Raw genomic sequence first — 16,657 nt, 5'->3', positions numbered from 1 at the left:
TTACTCCTTAAATCCAAAGTTTGGGATATCGTGCCAGCGCTGGCGCAGAAAGTGCATACCCAGCTTGGGGCGGCGGTCCCGGGTGAACAGCCCCTTTTTGTTGCCGTCCACCCGCATGGGGCCCTGCACGGTGTCGTAATCTGCAAAGTTCCAGACAAATTCTCCCACAAACCACGGGCGCTTGTCAAACTCTGCATCCAGACGGCGGTAAAATTCCACCTGAAACTCCTCGCTGAACATCTCGGCTCCGGCGGTGTGCAGACCTGCCACAGTGTCTGCACCGTACTCGCTCATCATCACGGGCTTGTGCTGCTCTGCCCAGAAATCCAACTCCTGATTCAAACCGTAGCAGGCAGCGTCCATGTCGCCGGAAAGGTTGTACCAGCCGTAGTAGCGGTTGATGCAGACGATATCCATGGTGCGGGTGGTGATATCTTTCGTATAGTCGTTCTGGCAGCAGACGAGGGTGACCGGGCGGTTCTGCGGGTCCAGCTGATGCGCCAGCTCATACAGCGGGTGCCAGTAATCGTAGGCATCCTGCGGGAAGTGCTCCAGATCCGGCTCGTTGCCAAGGCTCCACAGCACCACGCAGGGGTGGTTTTTGTCCCGATGGATCATCTCGGCAAGCACCTGCCGGTGATGCTCCGCAAGGGGATATTCCTTGTAAGGATTCACCGCCGCCCCGCCGCCGATGCCCACCGCCGGGGTCTCGTCCATCACCAGAATGCCCTCCCGGTCGCACAGGTCGTAGAATTCCTCGGCGTAGGGGTAGTGGCTGGTGCGCACGGCATTGGCGTTTGCCCAGTGGATCAGGTTCACGTCCTTCACGTTCAGTACCGGATCAAAGCCGCGTCCATGGGCGGTAAAGTCCTCGTGCTTGCAAAAGCCCTTGAAGTAAAGCGGCTTTCCGTTCAAAAGCACCTGTGTGCCCCGCACCTCAATGCTGCGCACGCCAAAGGTCTGATCGTAGACATCCGCCCCGCAGGTGATGTGCAGGGTGTACAGGTAGGGCGTGCCGGGTCTGGGCTCCCAGAGATGCACCTCCGGGATGGTGATCGTGCCTTCTGCACCTTCGGCGCTTGCAACGGCGTTGCCGTCAGCGTCCAGCACCGTGACATGGACAGGCGCGCTGCCGGTGGTTTTGACCGCGTACTGCACCGTGCCGTCCACGGCGGGCACCACGGTCACATCCTCGATATACTCTTTGGGGGTGGTATAGAGCCACACCGGGCGGTGGATGCCCGCATAGTTGAAAAAGTCAAAGTTCGGGCGGTTCTGGGGTGCGGCGGCGCGCTTGGCGGCTTCCACGCTGGGGATGCCCGCGTTGTCCGAGCCAAAAAAGGCCAGTTGTCCATCCTCGTTGCCCACAGGCAGGGTGCTGTGGTTTACCCGGTTGTCGCAGGCGACGGTCAGCAGCACCGTCTCGCCGGGGTGCAGCAGGGCGGTGACGTCTGCTTCAAAGGGAGTAAAGCCGCCCTTGTGCTGCGCAATAAGCTGGCCGTTCAGCCAGACCTTTGCGGTGTGGGTCACCGAGCCGAACCGCAGCACCACCCGCTGCCCAGCGCAGAAAGTGGGCAGCGTGACCTTGCGCTGATACCATGCCCAGCCGTAGTGGCGGCGCAGGGCGGTGGTCTGGTCGTTCTGGTCGTTGTAGCTGGCGGGCACGGCGATGGGCTGGGCATCCGGCAGGGGCTTTGCGGGATCGAACTGATCTTCCACGCAGCTGCCCAGCGCAAACGCCCATGTGCCGTCAAGGCTCAGCTTCAAGCGCGCTTCATTCTGTTCAGGATATAACATAACGCTTTCCCTCTATTTCTGCAAAAAATGCGGGGCGCGGGTACTGCCCACGCCCCGCTTACGGGTGATTTGTTTAGCCCTTGATGCCGGTGGATGCCACACCCTGCACGAAGTACTTCTGCAGGGAGAGGAACACGATCAGCACCGGGATCAGTGCTACCACAGAGGCCGCCATGATCAGGCCGTACTCTGCGGAATACTGGGTGATGAACATACGCAGACCGATCTGGATGGTCTTGAGTTCGGTCTTGGTCAGGTAGATCAGGGGGCCAAGGAAGTCGTTCCAGGTGTTCACGAAGGTGAAGATGGTCAGGGTAGACAGGGCGGGCAGGCTGAGCGGCAGCATGATGTGCCACCAGATGCCGTACTCGCTCAGGCCATCAATGCGGGCAGCCTCACACAGCTCGGTAGGCACGCCCTCGTAGAACTGCTTCATCAGGAACACGCCGAAGGCGCTGAAGGCCTGCAGGCACATAATGGCCAGATGGGTGTTGTTCAAATGCCACGAGCTCATCATCATGAACTGGGGCACCATGTAGGCCTGCCAAGGCACTGCAATGGTGGCAATGTAGCCGAGGAAGAGCGCGTTTTTGCCCTTGAACTGCATCTTGGCAAAGGCGTAGGCCGCAAAGGAGGAGGTGAACAGCTGCAACAGGGTGACCACCACGGTGATCTTGACCGTGTTTTTCACAAAGGTCAGCAGCGGGATCTGGGTCCAGATGTCCACATAGTTCTGCCAGCGGGGATTTTTGGGGATCCACTGGATGGGGAAGCCGAACACGTCCTTATTCAGCTTAAAGGAGGAGGACAGCATCCACAAAAAGGGCAGCAGCATGCAGGCTGTGATGACGATGAGGAAGAAATAGATCAGGAACTTGGAGATGAAATTGCGGCGCTTCTGAGAGGCTTCGGTCTTGATAATAGCAGCAGACATAGTTCTTCCTCCTTTCTCAGTTCTCGCCCTTGGAGCCGCGGAACTGGATGATGGTAACGATCAGCACCAGTACGAACAGCACCATGGAAATTGCGCTTGCGTAGCCGTATTTCGGAGTATTGACGAAGGCCACATTATAGATGTAGTACACCAGCGTCATGGTAGCAGTACCGGGGCCGCCCTGCGTGATCATGTACATCTGGTCGTAGACCTTGAAGCCGGAGATGGTGAGCATAATGACCACAAAGAAGGTGGTGGGGCGCAGCTGCGGCAGGGTGATGTGCCAGAACTGCTGCCAGCGGTTTGCACCGTCCAGCTCGGCGGCTTCGTTCAGGTCCGGGTTGCAGCCCTGCAGGCCTGCCAGATAGATGACCATGTAGTAGCCCATGTTCTTCCACACACTGAACAGGATGACCGTGATCATAGCGGTGTCCTTACCGGCAGCCCAGCGGGGCAGGTTTTCCACCGCCACGCCAAAGAACTGGTTCAGGATCATGTTGATGGGGCCCATGGAGGGGTTGAAGATCATGTTCCACACCGCTGCCACCGCCACCAGCGAGGCAACATAGGGGAAGAACGCCACCGTGCGGAAGAAGTTGCGCAGCTTCACGTTCTGGTTCAACAACACCGCCATAGCCAGCGAGCAGGCCAGCGTCAGCGGCACCGTGCCGATGACATAGACGATGGTGTTTTTCAAAGCCGCCTGAAAAATTTTATCGGTGGTGAAGAGCTTTACAAAGTTTTTCAGGCCGACAAATTCAATGGCGTGGCGGCCGTCCCATGCGCAGAAGGCCAGCGCAATGGCAAACACCATGGGCACCAGCGTGAACACGCAGAAGCCGATGAAGTTTGGCGCAATGAAGGAATACGCGATCAGAGAATCGCGGGTCGATTTTTTTAGCACTTTACGGGGAGTTTTATTCTGGACAGCAGCACTCGCCATAAAAGAGCCTCCTTTCCCGGAAGTATAACAGCTTTTCCAAAAAACGAGCGGAGCGGGCGCTGCGCATACCCGCCCCGCTCAGACAGGGCTTTTTTCCGATGCTCGTTCATCGGAAAATGAATGGGGATTGAAAATGATGAAGAAGGAGAACCGCAACGTATTGCGGAGAACGCTTTATCAGCCGAGAACTGCGGGAACCTGATCGTTCATGTTCTGGATGCCCTCGTCCACGGTCTCGCTCATGGTCATAATGGCATCGTGCTCGGCGTTCAGGATGGTCTCGATATCAGAGGCGTACTGGGTGTAGGGCATTTCCAGATAGACATTGCTGGTGGTCAGTGCATCCACAGAATTGCTGTCCTCGGGGAAGCCCTCGGTGGACTTGATGATCTCGGCGGTAGCAGCGGAGCCGCAAGCCGGGAAGGTGCCGGTCTTGGCAATGGCCTGTGCGCCCTCCTCGGAGACACACCAGTTGATGAAGTCGGCAGCGGCCTCTGCCTTGGGAGAATCGGCGTTGATGGCCAGACTGGTCACAGTGCCCAGCGTAGAACCAGCCTCTGCACCGGCGGGGTGCGGATACTTGACGATGCCCCAGTTGAACTTGGTCTCGGCATCCTTCATGTAAGCTTCCAGCGTGGAGATGAACCAGCTGCCCATGTTGACCATTGCGCACTGCTGGTTTTCAAAGGCTGCGGAGTAGTGCAGAGAAGAGGTCTTGAGGTAGCCGTAGTCCATGCAGATACCGTCCTTCTGCTGGGCAATGACCATATCGTAGGTGGGCTTCATGAAGTCGTATTTGCCGTCGATGATGGTGTTTTTGCCGTCCAGAATGGAGAACAGAGAAGCGGCGGAGCGCCAGGTGTGGTAGTGGCAGCCATAGACCTTGGTGTCGCCGGAGCCGCTGGTCATCTTGCGTGCCAGAGCATCGTAATCTTCCATCGTCAGGTCATTGGAGGGATACTCCACACCGGCCTTATCGAACAGATCCTTGTTGTAGTACAGCACCCAGAAGTCGCTGCGGAAGGGCACGGCGTAGAAGTTGCCGTCGTCGGTGGTCAGCTGCTCGATGGTGCCGTTGAAATCGCCGGTGTCGCGGGTCAGCACCTCGTTCAGGGGCTTGAGGTAGTCCAGATTGATCAGGTTTGCGTAGCCGGGGATATCCTTAACGGTCACGACATCCAGATCAGCGCTGCCGGCCAGCTGGGTAGCCAGAACGGTCATGTAATCGCTGGAGCCCAGATCCACCATCTCGATGGTCACGTCCTTGTGGCTTGCCATGTAGCCGTCGGCCATGGCCTGCCAGTAGGGAGTGGACTCCTTATCCCACACTGACCACTGCAGGGTAACAGGGCCTGCGGCTGCGGAAGCAGCGGTGGAACCGGCAGTGGAGGAAGCAGCGGTGGAGCTTGCAGAAGAGCCGCCACAGGCGCTCAGGGCAACAGCTGCGCCGCAGGCAGCGGCAGCGGTAAGGAACGAACGACGAGAGATCTTTTTCATAAGTGTGTCCTCCTTCAGGGCAGTGTGTTTGTTCTGTGCAGCAGCCTCCCCCGTGCCGGGGAGCCGCTCGCTTTTGTTGACACTAGGATACCGCACAAACGCAAAAACCGGAATGGAAAAATTCCGGGAAGAGTTGCAGTTTTTCTGTATCTTTTAAAAAAAGATGTACTTTCTTACACTGGAGTCTGCACTTTCTTGTTCTCTTGCACAGTTTGCATCCGTGACGAGAGAAAAAAAGCATATAAAGTACACAATTCTCATGAAAAAAGCCGTTGACAAACCGCGCCGGAATCAGTACTGTATAAAGGAAAGAATGCAAACTGTCACCAGAAAGGAGGCACCGTTATGAAGAGCAGCCACCGTTTCCCGCTGCGGCGGCAGATCGTGTGGGGAATGCGCTTTTTTACCTTTCTTACCTCTCTGGCCGTGGGCGCGGCGCTGTTCATTCTCTCCAACCAATATGTGCGTGCCAACTCCCTGCAGGCGGCAGAGTTCAACCTGCGGCTGGTGGCTACCTCCATCGAGACCAGTCTGGAAAGCGCCGATGCTCTTTTGAACTGGGCTTCCATTGACAGCACCGTGCGGCGGTACATCTCGCAGGAAAATATCAACGGCACCCAGACCATTGCCGCCTACGAAGCCATGCAGGAAAAATACTATTCCAGCACCCTGTACAGCCATATCCTCCGCTTTTTTGTTACCAATGAGAACGACCGGCATTTGCAGTTCGGCCCGCTGAACTCCTCGGCGGCGCTCAACCGCACCAGCGTAAAGCAGTTTCTCACCAAGGGGTACGGGATGCAGTTCGCCACCGACCCGCTGCTGCCCGGCAGTCCGAGCTGCATCGCCATCAGCCAGCCTGTCCGCTGCGGCAAGGGCACCTTGCACCGGGGCAGCACCTACCTTGCGCTGGATACCGCCATTATCACCGACCCGGCAGCAGGTTACAGCCTGACCGACGGCAGCGCGTTGTACTGGGAGATGGGCAGCCGCCTGTGGCAGATCGAAAACGGCAGCCTGACCGAGATTGAAAATCCGCTGCGGGAGGTGGACTACACCCTGCGCACCGGCAGCAATAACGGCGTGACAGAGCAGACCGCATGGCAGGGCAAGGTGCAGCTGGACGGCCAGAAGTATTATGTAGTCAAGGTAACACTGAACGGCCGCAGCGCGGCACTGGTACAGCTTTTGCCCGCAAATACCTTTTTGCTGCACTACGGCGTGTACCTGTGGCTGGTCGCCCTTGGCACTGCCATCATCTGGGGACTGAGCTTTTTGATGCAGCACTGGCTGGAGCGGGTCATCACCCGCCCGGTGGAGGCGCTGCAAAAGCGCATCGAAACCGTGGGCAGCGGCAACTTTGCCCCCGACCGCACGGTGGAGTGGAACAACGAGCTGGGCGACATCGGCCGGGGCATCAACCAGCTGGCTGAAAACGTGGACAGCCTGATGACCCGCCGGGTGGAGGACGAACGTCGCAAGCAGGAGCTGGAATACCGGATGCTGCAAAACGAGGTGAACCCGCACTTTATCTACAACACCCTCAACAGCATCCGCTGGATGGCTACCATCCAGCACGCGCCCGGCATTGCCGAGATGGTCACCGCCTTTGCACGGCTGACCAAAAGCATCTCCAAAGGCACCCAGAAGCTGGTGCCTTTGCAGGAGGAGCTGGCATTGCTCAACGATTACTTTACCATCCAGCAGTACCGCTACGGCGGCGACCTGGAGATTGAGGTCTCCCGCATTGAAAGCGAGACCCTTTGCCGGGACTGCATGATTCCCCGGTTCACCTTGCAGCCGCTGGTGGAAAACGCCATCTTCCACGGGCTGGAACCCAAGGGCGGCCACGGCAGCGTGCTGCTGGATATCTCCACCGACCCGGATACCGGGGACGTATTGCTGCGCATTACCGATGACGGCGTGGGCATGCCGCCGGAGCAGGTAGCTCACCTTCTGGACGAGCCCGCCGAGGGTGCCGAAAAGGCTGAAAAGTTCCGTCATGTCGGCCTGTGGAACGTGAACCGCCGCATCCGGTATTCCTTTGGCGAGGGTTACGGCCTGACCATTGAAAGTGAAGAGGACGTGGGCACCGAGGTCACCATCCGGCTGCCCTATCAACAGAAAGGAGACACCCATGCTGCGGATATTACTGGTGGATGATGAGCCGCTGGTGCTCATCGGCCTGCAGGGGATGCTGGAATGGGAAAAGCTGGGCTATACCGTCTGCGGCACCGCCCGCAACGGAAAGCTGGCGCTGGAACTCATTGAGCGGGAGAAGCCGGATATCGTCATTGCCGACGTAAAAATGCCGGTGATGGACGGGCTTACCCTTGCCCGCACCTGCCGGGAGCGCAACGCCCTGCCCGCCTTTATCATGCTGACCAGCTTTGAAGAATTTGATTACATCAAGCAGGCCATGGGTGCCGGAGTGGTGGATTATCTGGTCAAGCTGGACCTGACCCCCGAAAACCTGCAAACCGCCCTTGCCAAGGCCGCCGAAAAGGTAAAAAAGGAGCGTGCTTTGCTGGGCGAATTGTCAGCACAGGAAAATCTTGCCGAGAGTGTGCGCAGCTATCAGGAGCGTTTTTTCGTGCGGTTGTACGCCGGGCTGTTCCCGGACGAAGCCGCATTGGAGCAGCCTTTGCAGCACATGGAGCTGAACCTTGCAAGCGACGCCTACCTTGTAGCCAGCTGCGAGATCATCGCCAACACCGCCCTTACCCCCGCCCAGCAGCTGAAGCTGAGTTTTTCCTGCGGGCGGATGCTGGAGACCACCCTGCAAAACTACCTGCCCTGCTATGTGACCGGGGCGGATGCCATGCGCTGCAATGTGCTTTTCTGCCTGACCGATGCCCAGTGCCAAAAATACCGGACGGTACTGCGCCCGCTGCTGGAACGCGCCAGCCAAATTCTATACAACTATTTCACGGTACGGCTGCTCTGGGCGGTAGGACGCCCCACCGGCTCCCTGCTGGGGCTGGCGCGCCGCTGCCGGGAAAACGCCCACCTACAGCCCCTGCTCACGGTGGAGCAGCCCATCCAGTTCGTGGAGGTCAACGAGGGCGACGCCACCGCCGGGAAGATGCAGGTGGTGGCACAGGTGCAGGAGTATGTTAAGAATCATCTTTCGGAAAAACTGACGCTGGCCGATGTGGCGGCTGTATTCAATTTTTCGCCCAACTACCTCAGCCAGCTGTTCGGCAAATACGGCGACAGCGGCTTTGTGGAGTACATCACCGAGACCCGCATCGCTGCGGCAAAAGAGATGCTGGAACAGGGCGATTTGAAAGTATACGAGATCGCTGAGAAACTGGGGTACGAGAGCGCTTTCTATTTTTCCAAGGTATTCAAAAAGGTCACGGGGCTCAGCCCGCGGGAATACCAGCAAAGTATTTAAAATCGGAGGCTTTTATGATACAGGAACAGCTTGCTCATCTGCCGGAATTTCTTCCCGATTACCGGCCCTTTCCCCCTGTCAAAGAGCACACCGCATGGCAGGGGCTGCCCCTGCGGGCAAAGCAGCGCTTTTTGCAGGCGGGGGAAGCCGCGCTGCAAACGCCCATTGCGCCCCTGCCGCTCTCGCTCTGGCTGGATTTCACCCACACTGGGCGGCGCACCCCATGGGAGACGGCTTACTTTTCCCGCCGGGCGCGGCTGTGCGCGCTGGTAAGTGCCGAGTGTGTGGAGCACAAAGGGCGCTTTCTGGATGAAATTGCCGATACCGTATGGGCGATCTGCGAGGAAAGTGCATGGCAGCTGCCCGCCCACAACAGCTACATCCGGGACACCCCGCAGCTGCCCCTGCCGGACACCACCCGCCCCATCGTAGATTTATTTGCCGCCGAGACCGGCGCGCTTCTGGCGCTGACCCGGTATTTACTGCCCGATGAGCTGGACGCCGCTGCGCCGGGCATCACGGCGCGGATGGAGCGGGAGCTGGACGCCCGCATCCTGACGCCCTATTTTACAAGCCACTTCTGGTGGATGGGCAACGGCGAAGAGCCTATGTGCAATTGGACGAGCTGGTGCACCCAGAATGTGCTGCTCACGGTCTTTCTGCTGCCCACCACGCAGCAGCAGCGGCAGGCTGCCGTCAAACAGGCAGCATACAGTCTTGACTGCTTTTTAAAGGACTACGGTGCGGACGGCTGCTGCAACGAGGGTGCGCAGTATTACCGCCACGCCGGGCTGACCCTGTGGGGCTGCCTTGAAATTTTGTCCAGCATTGTGCCGGAGGCTTTCTCTCCCCTGTTCCATGAACCTAAGATCAAAAATATCGCGGAGTACATCTGCAATGTCCATGTGGAAGGGCCTTACTACCTGAACTTTGGCGATTGCAGCCCCCTTGCCGGGCGGTGCGGTGCGCGGGAATACCGCTTTGGGCAGGCTGTGGGCAGCGATGCTTTGCAGGCCCTTGCGGCGGCAGACTTCCGTGCCGATGCCGACCCCGACCATTTGCAGAACCCGGACGGCAGCACCCACATCAACCTGTGGTACCGGCTGACCACCGCCTTTGCCGAGCAGGAACTGATGGAATACGCCGCAGTTCCCCAGCATCGTTCTGCAGTATGGTACCCCAGTGTAGGCATTTATGCCGCACGGCAGGGCAGCTGGGTGCTGGGTGCAAAGTTTGGCTCCAACGGCGACAGCCACAACCACAACGATACCGGCAGCATTACCGTGTACAAGGACGGAAGACCGTTTCTCATCGATATCGGAGTGGAGAGCTACACCAAAAAGACCTTCAGCCCTCAGCGGTATGAGATCTGGACGATGCAGAGCGCATGGCACAACCTGCCCACCTTTGACGGCGTGCAGCAGCTGCCCGGCGCGGAATACGCTGCCCGGGAGGTGTGCACCGAGGAAAATAGCATCACCGGCGAACTGGCGGGCGCGTACCCGCCCATCCCGGGGCTTACCACCTACCGCCGCAGCGTATCTGTCAGCGAACAGGGCATCACCCTGCGGGACGAAACAGACTATCCCGGCACAGTAGACCTGACCCTGCTCACCGAGCAGCAACCCGTCCCCACTGCGGACGGCTTTGCGGTGGGCACACTGGGCGGCATCCGCTTTGACCCGGACGCCGCAACGGCTGCTGTTACGGCGGTGCCTATCACCGACCCGCGCCTGCGCACCGCATGGCCGGAAACGATCTATAAGATCACCCTGCATTTCCAAAAAATGCTGAAGCTCGAACTGTACTAAGGAGAACTGCCATGGAAACCATCAAGCTGAAAATTCTGGACGAAGCCGGCCACACCCTGATGACCTGTGACGCTGACACCGCCGTATCCCTTGTTTACACCAACTGCTACAAGCCCGGCGACCGGGTGGCGCTGGAGATCGACCATCCCGGGCAGTACTGCGTCATCCAGTTCGAGGACACCATGCCCGAAGCCCTTGTGTATGTGGTCAAGCGGGAGATCAACTTCCACATTCCCTTCGGGGAGCAGGCCATCACCTACTCGCCCAAGAGCTTTGCGGGCAGCCGTCACGTTATCCGGGCACGGCTGGCACTGCCGGAAGAGATTGCCGCCCGGCGGAATCTGGCCTTCAACTGCTATGACGAGCATGGCGACACCGGTTTTTATCCCCACGCCAGCGCCAACGTAGAAACGCGCGGCGAGGCGGTGTTTGCCGCCCGCAACGCCATCGACGGCATTTTTGAGAACAGCGCCCACGGCGAGTATCCCTACCAGAGCTGGGGCATCAACCGCGACCCGAACGCAGCCCTGACGCTGGATTTTGGCCGGGAAGTACTGCTGGATGAGCTGCGCATCACCGAGCGGGCAGATTTCCCCCACGACAACTACTGGGTAAAGGCCACGGTGGAATTTTCTGATGGCAGCCAGCTGGACATCCCGCTGGTGAAAAGCGCCAAACCCCAGAGCGTGGCCTTTGAGCCCAAGCGGGTGCGCAGCCTTGTGCTGAAGGATCTGATTCAGGCCGAGGGGACTTCCCCCTTCCCGGCGCTGACCCAAATCGAAGCCTTTGGCACCGAGGTGAAGTAAAATGAGCATCTACAATGCCCTTTATGGGCGGGACGGCCACGGCGTAGGCCCAAACGAGCCGGAGAAAAAAGGCTTTGCACGCTTTTGCCAGATGGTCGGCCGCGACCTCGGCCAGCTGCTGGGCACGAACCTGATGGTCTGCGTGCTCTGCCTGCCTGCCGCACTGGGGGTCTCGCTGGGCGTGACCCTGCTCTCCCTGCCGCTGACGGTGGTGTGCAGTGCGGTCACCGGTCTGCTGACCGGCCCTGCCATGGTGCTGCTGGCAGACTGCGCTCTGCGCAGCTTGCAGAACGACCCCTCCCAGTGGCTGCCCCGGGCAAAGCAGACCCTAGCCGCCCATTGGAAAGCCGCCTGCGGCTTTGGCTGCATTGGCACGCTGGTGCTGGGGCTGCTGTGCTTTGTATCGGCCTTTGTGTTTGAAGCCGCCGCGCAGCAGGGGTATTACCCCGGGCTTGCCATTCTCGTTTTTCTGGCGCTGGATTTTCTGGTGCTGGCGGTTCTGGCTACGCTTTGCGCTGCCGTTCTGCCGCTGCAACTGCCCGCCCCGGACAGCTTGCTGCGCCGGGCGGGCAGGCTGCTGGCTGTCGCCCCGGCGCGCTGCGTCCTGGCAGGCGTTCTCATGCTGGCGGGCATCGGCGGCATGATCTTGCTGTTCCCGGTCAGCGTGTTCTGGGCGGTGCTGTTCGGCTTCTGGCTGCCGGGGCTGGCAGCGATGCAGACCCTGTTCCCGGTTTTGCGGCAGGAATACGGCGTAGAGGTGCGCAGCATCCCGCGCCCGGCAGCGCCGGATAAGCCCCTGACCGCACAGGAGCAGAAAAAGCGCTCCCGCGCCAACTGGTGGTATTACAACTGGGGCATCGTGGCGGTGGCGGCAATGGTCATTGTGGGCGTAGCGTATGTGGCGCACGGCCTGCTGACTACCGTAGACCCGGACTACACCGTGGCGGTAGTCACGGCGGAGGCCCTGCCGGACGAGGCCGTGCAGCGCCTGCAGACTGCGCTGGCAGACTATGCGGAGGACGCCAACGGCGACGGGACTGTGGTGGTGCAGGTGAACAACTACACATGGAGCGCCGATGCCGCCCTGACCGACATGAACGGTCAGATGGCCGGTGCCACCCAGATGAACACCGACCTTGCCAACGGCGAGAGCAAAATCTGGATCTTGGATGACCCGGAGGGCTTCGAACAGGCCTATGGGGCACTGAGCGAAAAGCTGGGCGCGGAATGGCAGACAAAGCTTATCCCGTGGCGCAGCCAGCCCGCCCTTTCCGGGCTGGAACTGGGCAGCTACAACACTGCCGCCGATGGCAGCCAGACTGTTGATATCCAGAGCCGCTTTGCCGGGTACAGCGTGGCAGTGTTTGATGCTTCAGATGCGTTGTGGCAGGCGCTCAATTCGTAAACAGAAACGACCGTCCGTTCTCTTTTTGTTTATGTGGTATTCTATACACAGAAAAATAGACGGAGGCATACCGCCATGAATCCCCATACCACGCTGAATCTTGCCAAGATTGCTCTGTGCGCGGTGGAAACCGTACTGAGGAATACTTCGCCCGATGCAGAGGACTATCCCCCAGCCAGTTGAATAAAATAACAACGCTGCAAGTGCTTATCGTCAGGCTGTTACAGATGCAGCAGCATAAAACGGACATCTCTTCAATAAAAAAGTCAAGTAGACTTCAATTTGAGCCAAATAGTAAGACTTCTTATGCTTTACCGTCATAAATTTTTCAAAATCATCTTGACGCACCTTGCGAAACATGATATTCTCTGTCACAAATCTCACTGATTTTGTGGATTGGTTCAAATTCATCCACAAGATGTGGTCGTGTTCATTTTGAACACAGCCACAGAAAGTGGTTGGTTATCACCATGAGACCCACCACTTCAGTGAGGGAAAGTCCGCAAAAGAATTTACCGCCCCGCAACACACCCGATTCATTTTGCCGCCGTTTCACCCGACAAAATCATCGCTGCGCTGCGTGGGCGGTATTTTTCTTTTAGGGAGCTGCACCTTGAAAATTTCATGAGCCGACCGAACGTGATACCGACTTTTCGTCAACGCCGCTGCACAAACAGGGGCAGGAACTTCGTTCGGAGCAAACGGTGATCAACATACACGAGCAGAGCCCCGCTACTTATTTTTTGCGTCTTAACAATTTGGAAACATTTGTTGAAAATGCGTTTTGAGCGCAGCGGTAGAGGGCAAGAACCGTCCCGTGGCCACAAATTTTCAATTCTTGAAAATGTTGTGCTCCACTGGGACTTCACTTCTGCAATGCGTCTGCATTTCCGAAGTGATCTTGTTGGGGCGTGCCTGCCCCAAACCCTGCTCATCATTCGTGCCTTGCGGCACGAATGGAACGGCGTGTCGTGCTTTACATAACTTCACCGAGGAGTTATCGAACAGACAGGAGGTACAATGACCAAAACGAATGTTCAACCGACCCCTAGCAATTCCCAGCACCACGACACGCCGAACAACAAAACGCACGTCATCAAGTTCCGTGTGACAGCGGAGGAAAAAGCGTCACTGGAACTCACTTGCAAACTCCTGAATCTCTCCCTCTCCACTTTTATCCGCCGTGCCATTCACAACGTCAAGATCGAGAAAACGGTCATCGTTGCAGGCGGCGGAGAAGAAACTCTGAATGCTGTTTCTACTCTGCTTGCCCAGTGCAGCAGGGTGGGCGGCAACCTGAACCAACTCGCACGACACTTCAACTCCGGCGGCGCAGACACCGAACAACTGCGGGCGAAACTCCTTGACGAACTTGCAGACCTGACCGCATTTCGGCTGAACGCCGAGAAAGTTCTGGGTGAACTGTATGGCAACGCTCAAGCATATACGCTCTAAAAACTCGGACTACACCGCCATCGAAGCGTACCTCGTTTACCAGTACGATGCGTTCACTGGAAAGCAACTTCTGGATGAACAGGGCAAGCCGAAGCTGCGGGATTCGTACCTGCTCGACACCCTTGAGTGTGGCGATTTCTCGTTTGCAACGGCCTGTCTGCTGGCAAACCGCAAGTATGGTAAGAACACCCAGCATGGTGATATCAAAAGCCACCAGTATATTATCAGCTTTGACCCCAGAGATGCAGCCGACAACGGCTTGACCATGGAAAAGGCACAGGCACTTGGCCTGAAGTTTTGTTCTGAAAATTTTCCCGGTCATCCTGCCATCGTCTGCACTCACCCGGATGGGCATAACCGTTCGGGAAATATACACGTCCACATCGTGATCGGCAGCGTCCGAATGCACGAGGTGGAACGCAAGCCCTATATGCAGAAGCCCCGCGACTGGCGCGAGGGTATGAAGCACTCCAGCACAGCCCAGACCATGCGGCACTTGCGTGTTGAGGTCATGGAGATGTGTGAGGGTGCTGGTCTGTACCAGATCGACCTGCTCAACGGCTCGAAGGAGCGCGTGAGCGAAGCCGAGTATTGGGCGCGTAGGCGCGGTCAGATGAAACTTGACCGCGCCTACGCAGCCCTTACCGTAGCCGGACAGCAGCCCCAGCAGAAGAAGTTTGAAACTGTGAAGGATACTTTACGGAGACAGATTTCGTCTGTATTGTACCGTGCTACCAGCTTTGAAGATTTTTCGGCGAAGCTCATGCAGCAGTACGGCATCACGGTCAAGGAAAGCCGTGGACAGCTCAGCTATCTGCCCTCTGGCAGAACAAAGTTCATCCGGGCAAAAAAGCTCGGTGACAAGTTCGATAAGGCAGCGGTGCTTGCCGCGTTGCAGGCAAACGTCGAACGCAAGCCCAAGGCTCAGTTCAAGCAGGATACCATCGGGAAACTGATCGACATCCAGTCGAGGATGACCGAGGGCAAAGGCATCGGCTATAAGCGTTGGCTCACGAAACACAATCTCAAAGTTATGGCACAGACCGTGAAGCTTCTGCAGGAAAAGGGCTTAACCGACGAGGATACCTTGAACCGGCGCATCGGTGAACTGGAAACCAAGTATCACGGCGCACTGGCGGTGGTGAAAGACCTCGAAGGTCGCATAAAGGCCAACAAAGAGCTGCGCTATCATGTCGCAGCCTACACCAGCACCAAGACAATCGCACAGCAGTTAAAGACTGCCAAACGACCCGCAGCCTTTGAGGAGCAGCACCGTGCAGAGCTGACAGCGTACCGGGCAGCAGCAGCCTATTTCAAGGCAAGCAGCATCACCAAGCTGCCCAGCCCGAAAAAGCTGGAAGCCGAGTATGCGCAGCTGGCATCCGAAAAGGCAAAGTTCTACGAGCAGTACAAGGAAGCCAAGGAAGAACTGCTCAAACTGAAAACCGCAAAGCAGAATGTTGCGTCCTTTTTCCGGGAGGAAGAACAGACGCAGCAGGAGAGATAAAGGAGTGTGCGTATGATCAACCTGAAAATCGATCCGGAGTTCCAGTCCCAGATTCCTCCTCTGACTGATGATGAATTTAAGCAGCTTGAAGAAAATATCCTGAAAGAGGGCAAGCTGCTCTCTCCTTTGATTGTTTGGAACAACACCCTTGTTGATGGTCACAACCGTTATGCTATCCTCCAGAAGCATCCTGAGATTTATTTTTCCACCATGCCGCTCCGATTTGAGAACCGCGAAGAAGCCGTTGCGTGGATCTGCCGGAATCAGTTGGGACGGCGAAACCTGAGCCCCGAACAGAAACGCTATCTGCTTGGGAAGCAGTACGAAGCCGAGAAGAAAGCTGCAAAAATCTTTCGGGGCAATCAGTACACTTTAGCAAAGAAAAGTGGTGGTGATCACGGTGATAACCACCACTCCGGGAAGAAAACCTGCGACCGGATCGCAGAGGAAAACGGTGTCAGCCGTGCCTCCGTTCTTCGTGCCAGCCACTATACACGAGGCATCGACATCGCAGATAATCTCTCTCCCGGCATCAAGCAGAAAGTCTTTTCCGGCGAAGTGAAGTTCACCAACGAAGAAATGTCCAAGCTTGTGCAGGCAAGTGTCGAGCATCGTTCAGATGTCCTTGCTCAAATCCTGCATCCAGAGGCATTGGAAGTGTTGGAATCTGCCAGCGCTGAATTTGAGCCTGAAAAAGCGGAACCCGTTCCCATGCCCACACCACAAACAGAAGAATTTCGGTGCTATCATGTACCGGACGAGTTTATGAAGGTTTACAAATCTTTGAGCCGTGCGACCGAAATGATGAAAAACTCATGGAAGAAAACGCTCAAAAACAATCCCAGCTATTTCACTGACCCGGAAAAGCAGAAGGTTCTCCGCTTCGCAATGCAGCGACCTGCTAACTACCTGACTGAAATCGAAACCTATCTGGAAAAGGCTCTTGCAGAAGCCCTTGAAGAAGAAAAGACCGCATAACAGCAGACACCTGTAAGCCATCAACGAGCCACCAGCCGCAAGTACAGGGCGGAAAGCATCCGCGCCCTTGCGCCTGATAAAAATTGGAACTTTGATTTTCTCGCCCGACTTTGCCACGGTGGGA

At 57.2% G+C, this 16,657-nt stretch carries 12 protein-coding genes; 8 read left to right on the top strand and 4 right to left on the bottom strand.

The window, feature by feature from the left end; genetic code table 11:
- From uidA to GKG34_RS07135, 4 genes are all read right to left on the bottom strand, one after another.
- On the bottom strand, positions 1–1,797 hold the full coding sequence (uidA, locus tag GKG34_RS07150; protein WP_154255877.1) for a beta-glucuronidase: 1,797 nt from the start codon (positions 1,795–1,797) through the stop codon (positions 1–3).
- Between the two features lie 73 nt (positions 1,798–1,870).
- Positions 1,871–2,731 (bottom strand): carbohydrate ABC transporter permease, encoded by an 861-nt coding sequence (locus GKG34_RS07145; RefSeq protein ID WP_005920167.1) that lies wholly within the window; start codon positions 2,729–2,731, stop codon positions 1,871–1,873.
- A 16-nt stretch (positions 2,732–2,747) separates the two neighbouring features.
- Positions 2,748–3,674, bottom strand: a complete 927-nt coding sequence (locus GKG34_RS07140) for a sugar ABC transporter permease (protein ID WP_120081037.1) — start codon at positions 3,672–3,674, stop codon at positions 2,748–2,750.
- Between the two features lie 177 nt (positions 3,675–3,851).
- The gene (locus GKG34_RS07135; RefSeq protein WP_097840121.1) at positions 3,852–5,171 is read right to left on the bottom strand and encodes a sugar ABC transporter substrate-binding protein; all 1,320 of its coding nucleotides are present in this window, start codon (positions 5,169–5,171) and stop codon (positions 3,852–3,854) included.
- A gap of 345 nt (positions 5,172–5,516) precedes the next feature.
- On the opposite strand from GKG34_RS07135, the gene GKG34_RS07125 reads away from it, so the two are divergent.
- From GKG34_RS07125 to GKG34_RS07090, 8 genes are all read left to right on the top strand, one after another.
- The gene (locus tag GKG34_RS07125; RefSeq protein WP_015565853.1) at positions 5,517–7,334 is read left to right on the top strand and encodes a sensor histidine kinase; all 1,818 of its coding nucleotides are present in this window, start codon (positions 5,517–5,519) and stop codon (positions 7,332–7,334) included.
- The gene (locus GKG34_RS07120; protein WP_015565852.1) at positions 7,309–8,571 is read left to right on the top strand and encodes a response regulator; all 1,263 of its coding nucleotides are present in this window, start codon (positions 7,309–7,311) and stop codon (positions 8,569–8,571) included. The genes GKG34_RS07125 and GKG34_RS07120 overlap by 26 nt, the downstream gene beginning before the upstream one ends.
- A 14-nt stretch (positions 8,572–8,585) precedes the next feature.
- Positions 8,586–10,382, top strand: coding sequence for a heparinase II/III family protein (locus GKG34_RS07115; RefSeq protein ID WP_154255876.1), 1,797 nt, complete (start codon positions 8,586–8,588; stop codon positions 10,380–10,382).
- An 11-nt stretch (positions 10,383–10,393) separates the two neighbouring features.
- A complete protein-coding gene (locus GKG34_RS07110; RefSeq protein ID WP_015565850.1) occupies positions 10,394–11,188 on the top strand; it encodes a hypothetical protein in 795 nt (264 codons plus the stop codon).
- A 1-nt stretch (position 11,189) separates the two neighbouring features.
- Positions 11,190–12,593 carry a hypothetical protein gene (locus tag GKG34_RS07105; RefSeq protein ID WP_015565849.1) on the top strand — a complete coding sequence of 468 codons (1,404 nt, stop codon included), beginning with the start codon at positions 11,190–11,192 and terminating at the stop codon, positions 12,591–12,593.
- Positions 12,594–13,613: 1,020 nt separating this feature from the next.
- The gene (locus GKG34_RS07100; RefSeq protein WP_154255875.1) at positions 13,614–14,048 is read left to right on the top strand and encodes a plasmid mobilization relaxosome protein MobC; all 435 of its coding nucleotides are present in this window, start codon (positions 13,614–13,616) and stop codon (positions 14,046–14,048) included.
- Entirely contained in the window at positions 14,020–15,555 is a 1,536-nt protein-coding gene (locus GKG34_RS07095) for a relaxase/mobilization nuclease domain-containing protein (protein ID WP_154255874.1), read from the top strand. Before GKG34_RS07100 ends, GKG34_RS07095 begins: the two co-directional genes overlap by 29 nt.
- A 12-nt stretch (positions 15,556–15,567) precedes the next feature.
- Positions 15,568–16,533 carry a hypothetical protein gene (locus GKG34_RS07090; protein ID WP_005941109.1) on the top strand — a complete coding sequence of 322 codons (966 nt, stop codon included), beginning with the start codon at positions 15,568–15,570 and terminating at the stop codon, positions 16,531–16,533.
- Positions 16,534–16,657: the final 124 nt, after the last annotated feature.

It is taken from the genome of Faecalibacterium sp. BIOML-A4 (genome assembly GCF_009679665.1).
Taxonomy (GTDB): domain Bacteria; phylum Bacillota; class Clostridia; order Oscillospirales; family Ruminococcaceae; genus Faecalibacterium; species Faecalibacterium taiwanense.
Note: the sequence above shows the minus strand (reverse complement) of the source record. Positions and strands in the feature narration are given on the sequence as shown.

What these genes read in the sequence shown, in the direction of transcription:
- GKG34_RS07125 (WP_015565853.1), top strand. Translation starts at nt 5,517, where the DNA reads ATGAAGAGCAGCCACCGTTTCCCGCTGCGGCGGCAGATCGTGTGGGGA.
- GKG34_RS07105 (WP_015565849.1), top strand. Translation starts at nt 11,190, where the DNA reads ATGAGCATCTACAATGCCCTTTATGGGCGGGACGGCCACGGCGTAGGC.
- GKG34_RS07140 (WP_120081037.1), bottom strand. Translation starts at nt 3,674, where the DNA reads ATGGCGAGTGCTGCTGTCCAGAATAAAACTCCCCGTAAAGTGCTAAAA.
- GKG34_RS07110 (WP_015565850.1), top strand. Translation starts at nt 10,394, where the DNA reads ATGGAAACCATCAAGCTGAAAATTCTGGACGAAGCCGGCCACACCCTG.
- GKG34_RS07095 (WP_154255874.1), top strand. Translation starts at nt 14,020, where the DNA reads ATGGCAACGCTCAAGCATATACGCTCTAAAAACTCGGACTACACCGCC.
- GKG34_RS07145 (WP_005920167.1), bottom strand. Translation starts at nt 2,731, where the DNA reads ATGTCTGCTGCTATTATCAAGACCGAAGCCTCTCAGAAGCGCCGCAAT.
- GKG34_RS07115 (WP_154255876.1), top strand. Translation starts at nt 8,586, where the DNA reads ATGATACAGGAACAGCTTGCTCATCTGCCGGAATTTCTTCCCGATTAC.
- uidA (WP_154255877.1), bottom strand. Translation starts at nt 1,797, where the DNA reads ATGTTATATCCTGAACAGAATGAAGCGCGCTTGAAGCTGAGCCTTGAC.
- GKG34_RS07120 (WP_015565852.1), top strand. Translation starts at nt 7,309, where the DNA reads ATGCTGCGGATATTACTGGTGGATGATGAGCCGCTGGTGCTCATCGGC.
- GKG34_RS07135 (WP_097840121.1), bottom strand. Translation starts at nt 5,171, where the DNA reads ATGAAAAAGATCTCTCGTCGTTCGTTCCTTACCGCTGCCGCTGCCTGC.
- GKG34_RS07100 (WP_154255875.1), top strand. Translation starts at nt 13,614, where the DNA reads ATGACCAAAACGAATGTTCAACCGACCCCTAGCAATTCCCAGCACCAC.
- GKG34_RS07090 (WP_005941109.1), top strand. Translation starts at nt 15,568, where the DNA reads ATGATCAACCTGAAAATCGATCCGGAGTTCCAGTCCCAGATTCCTCCT.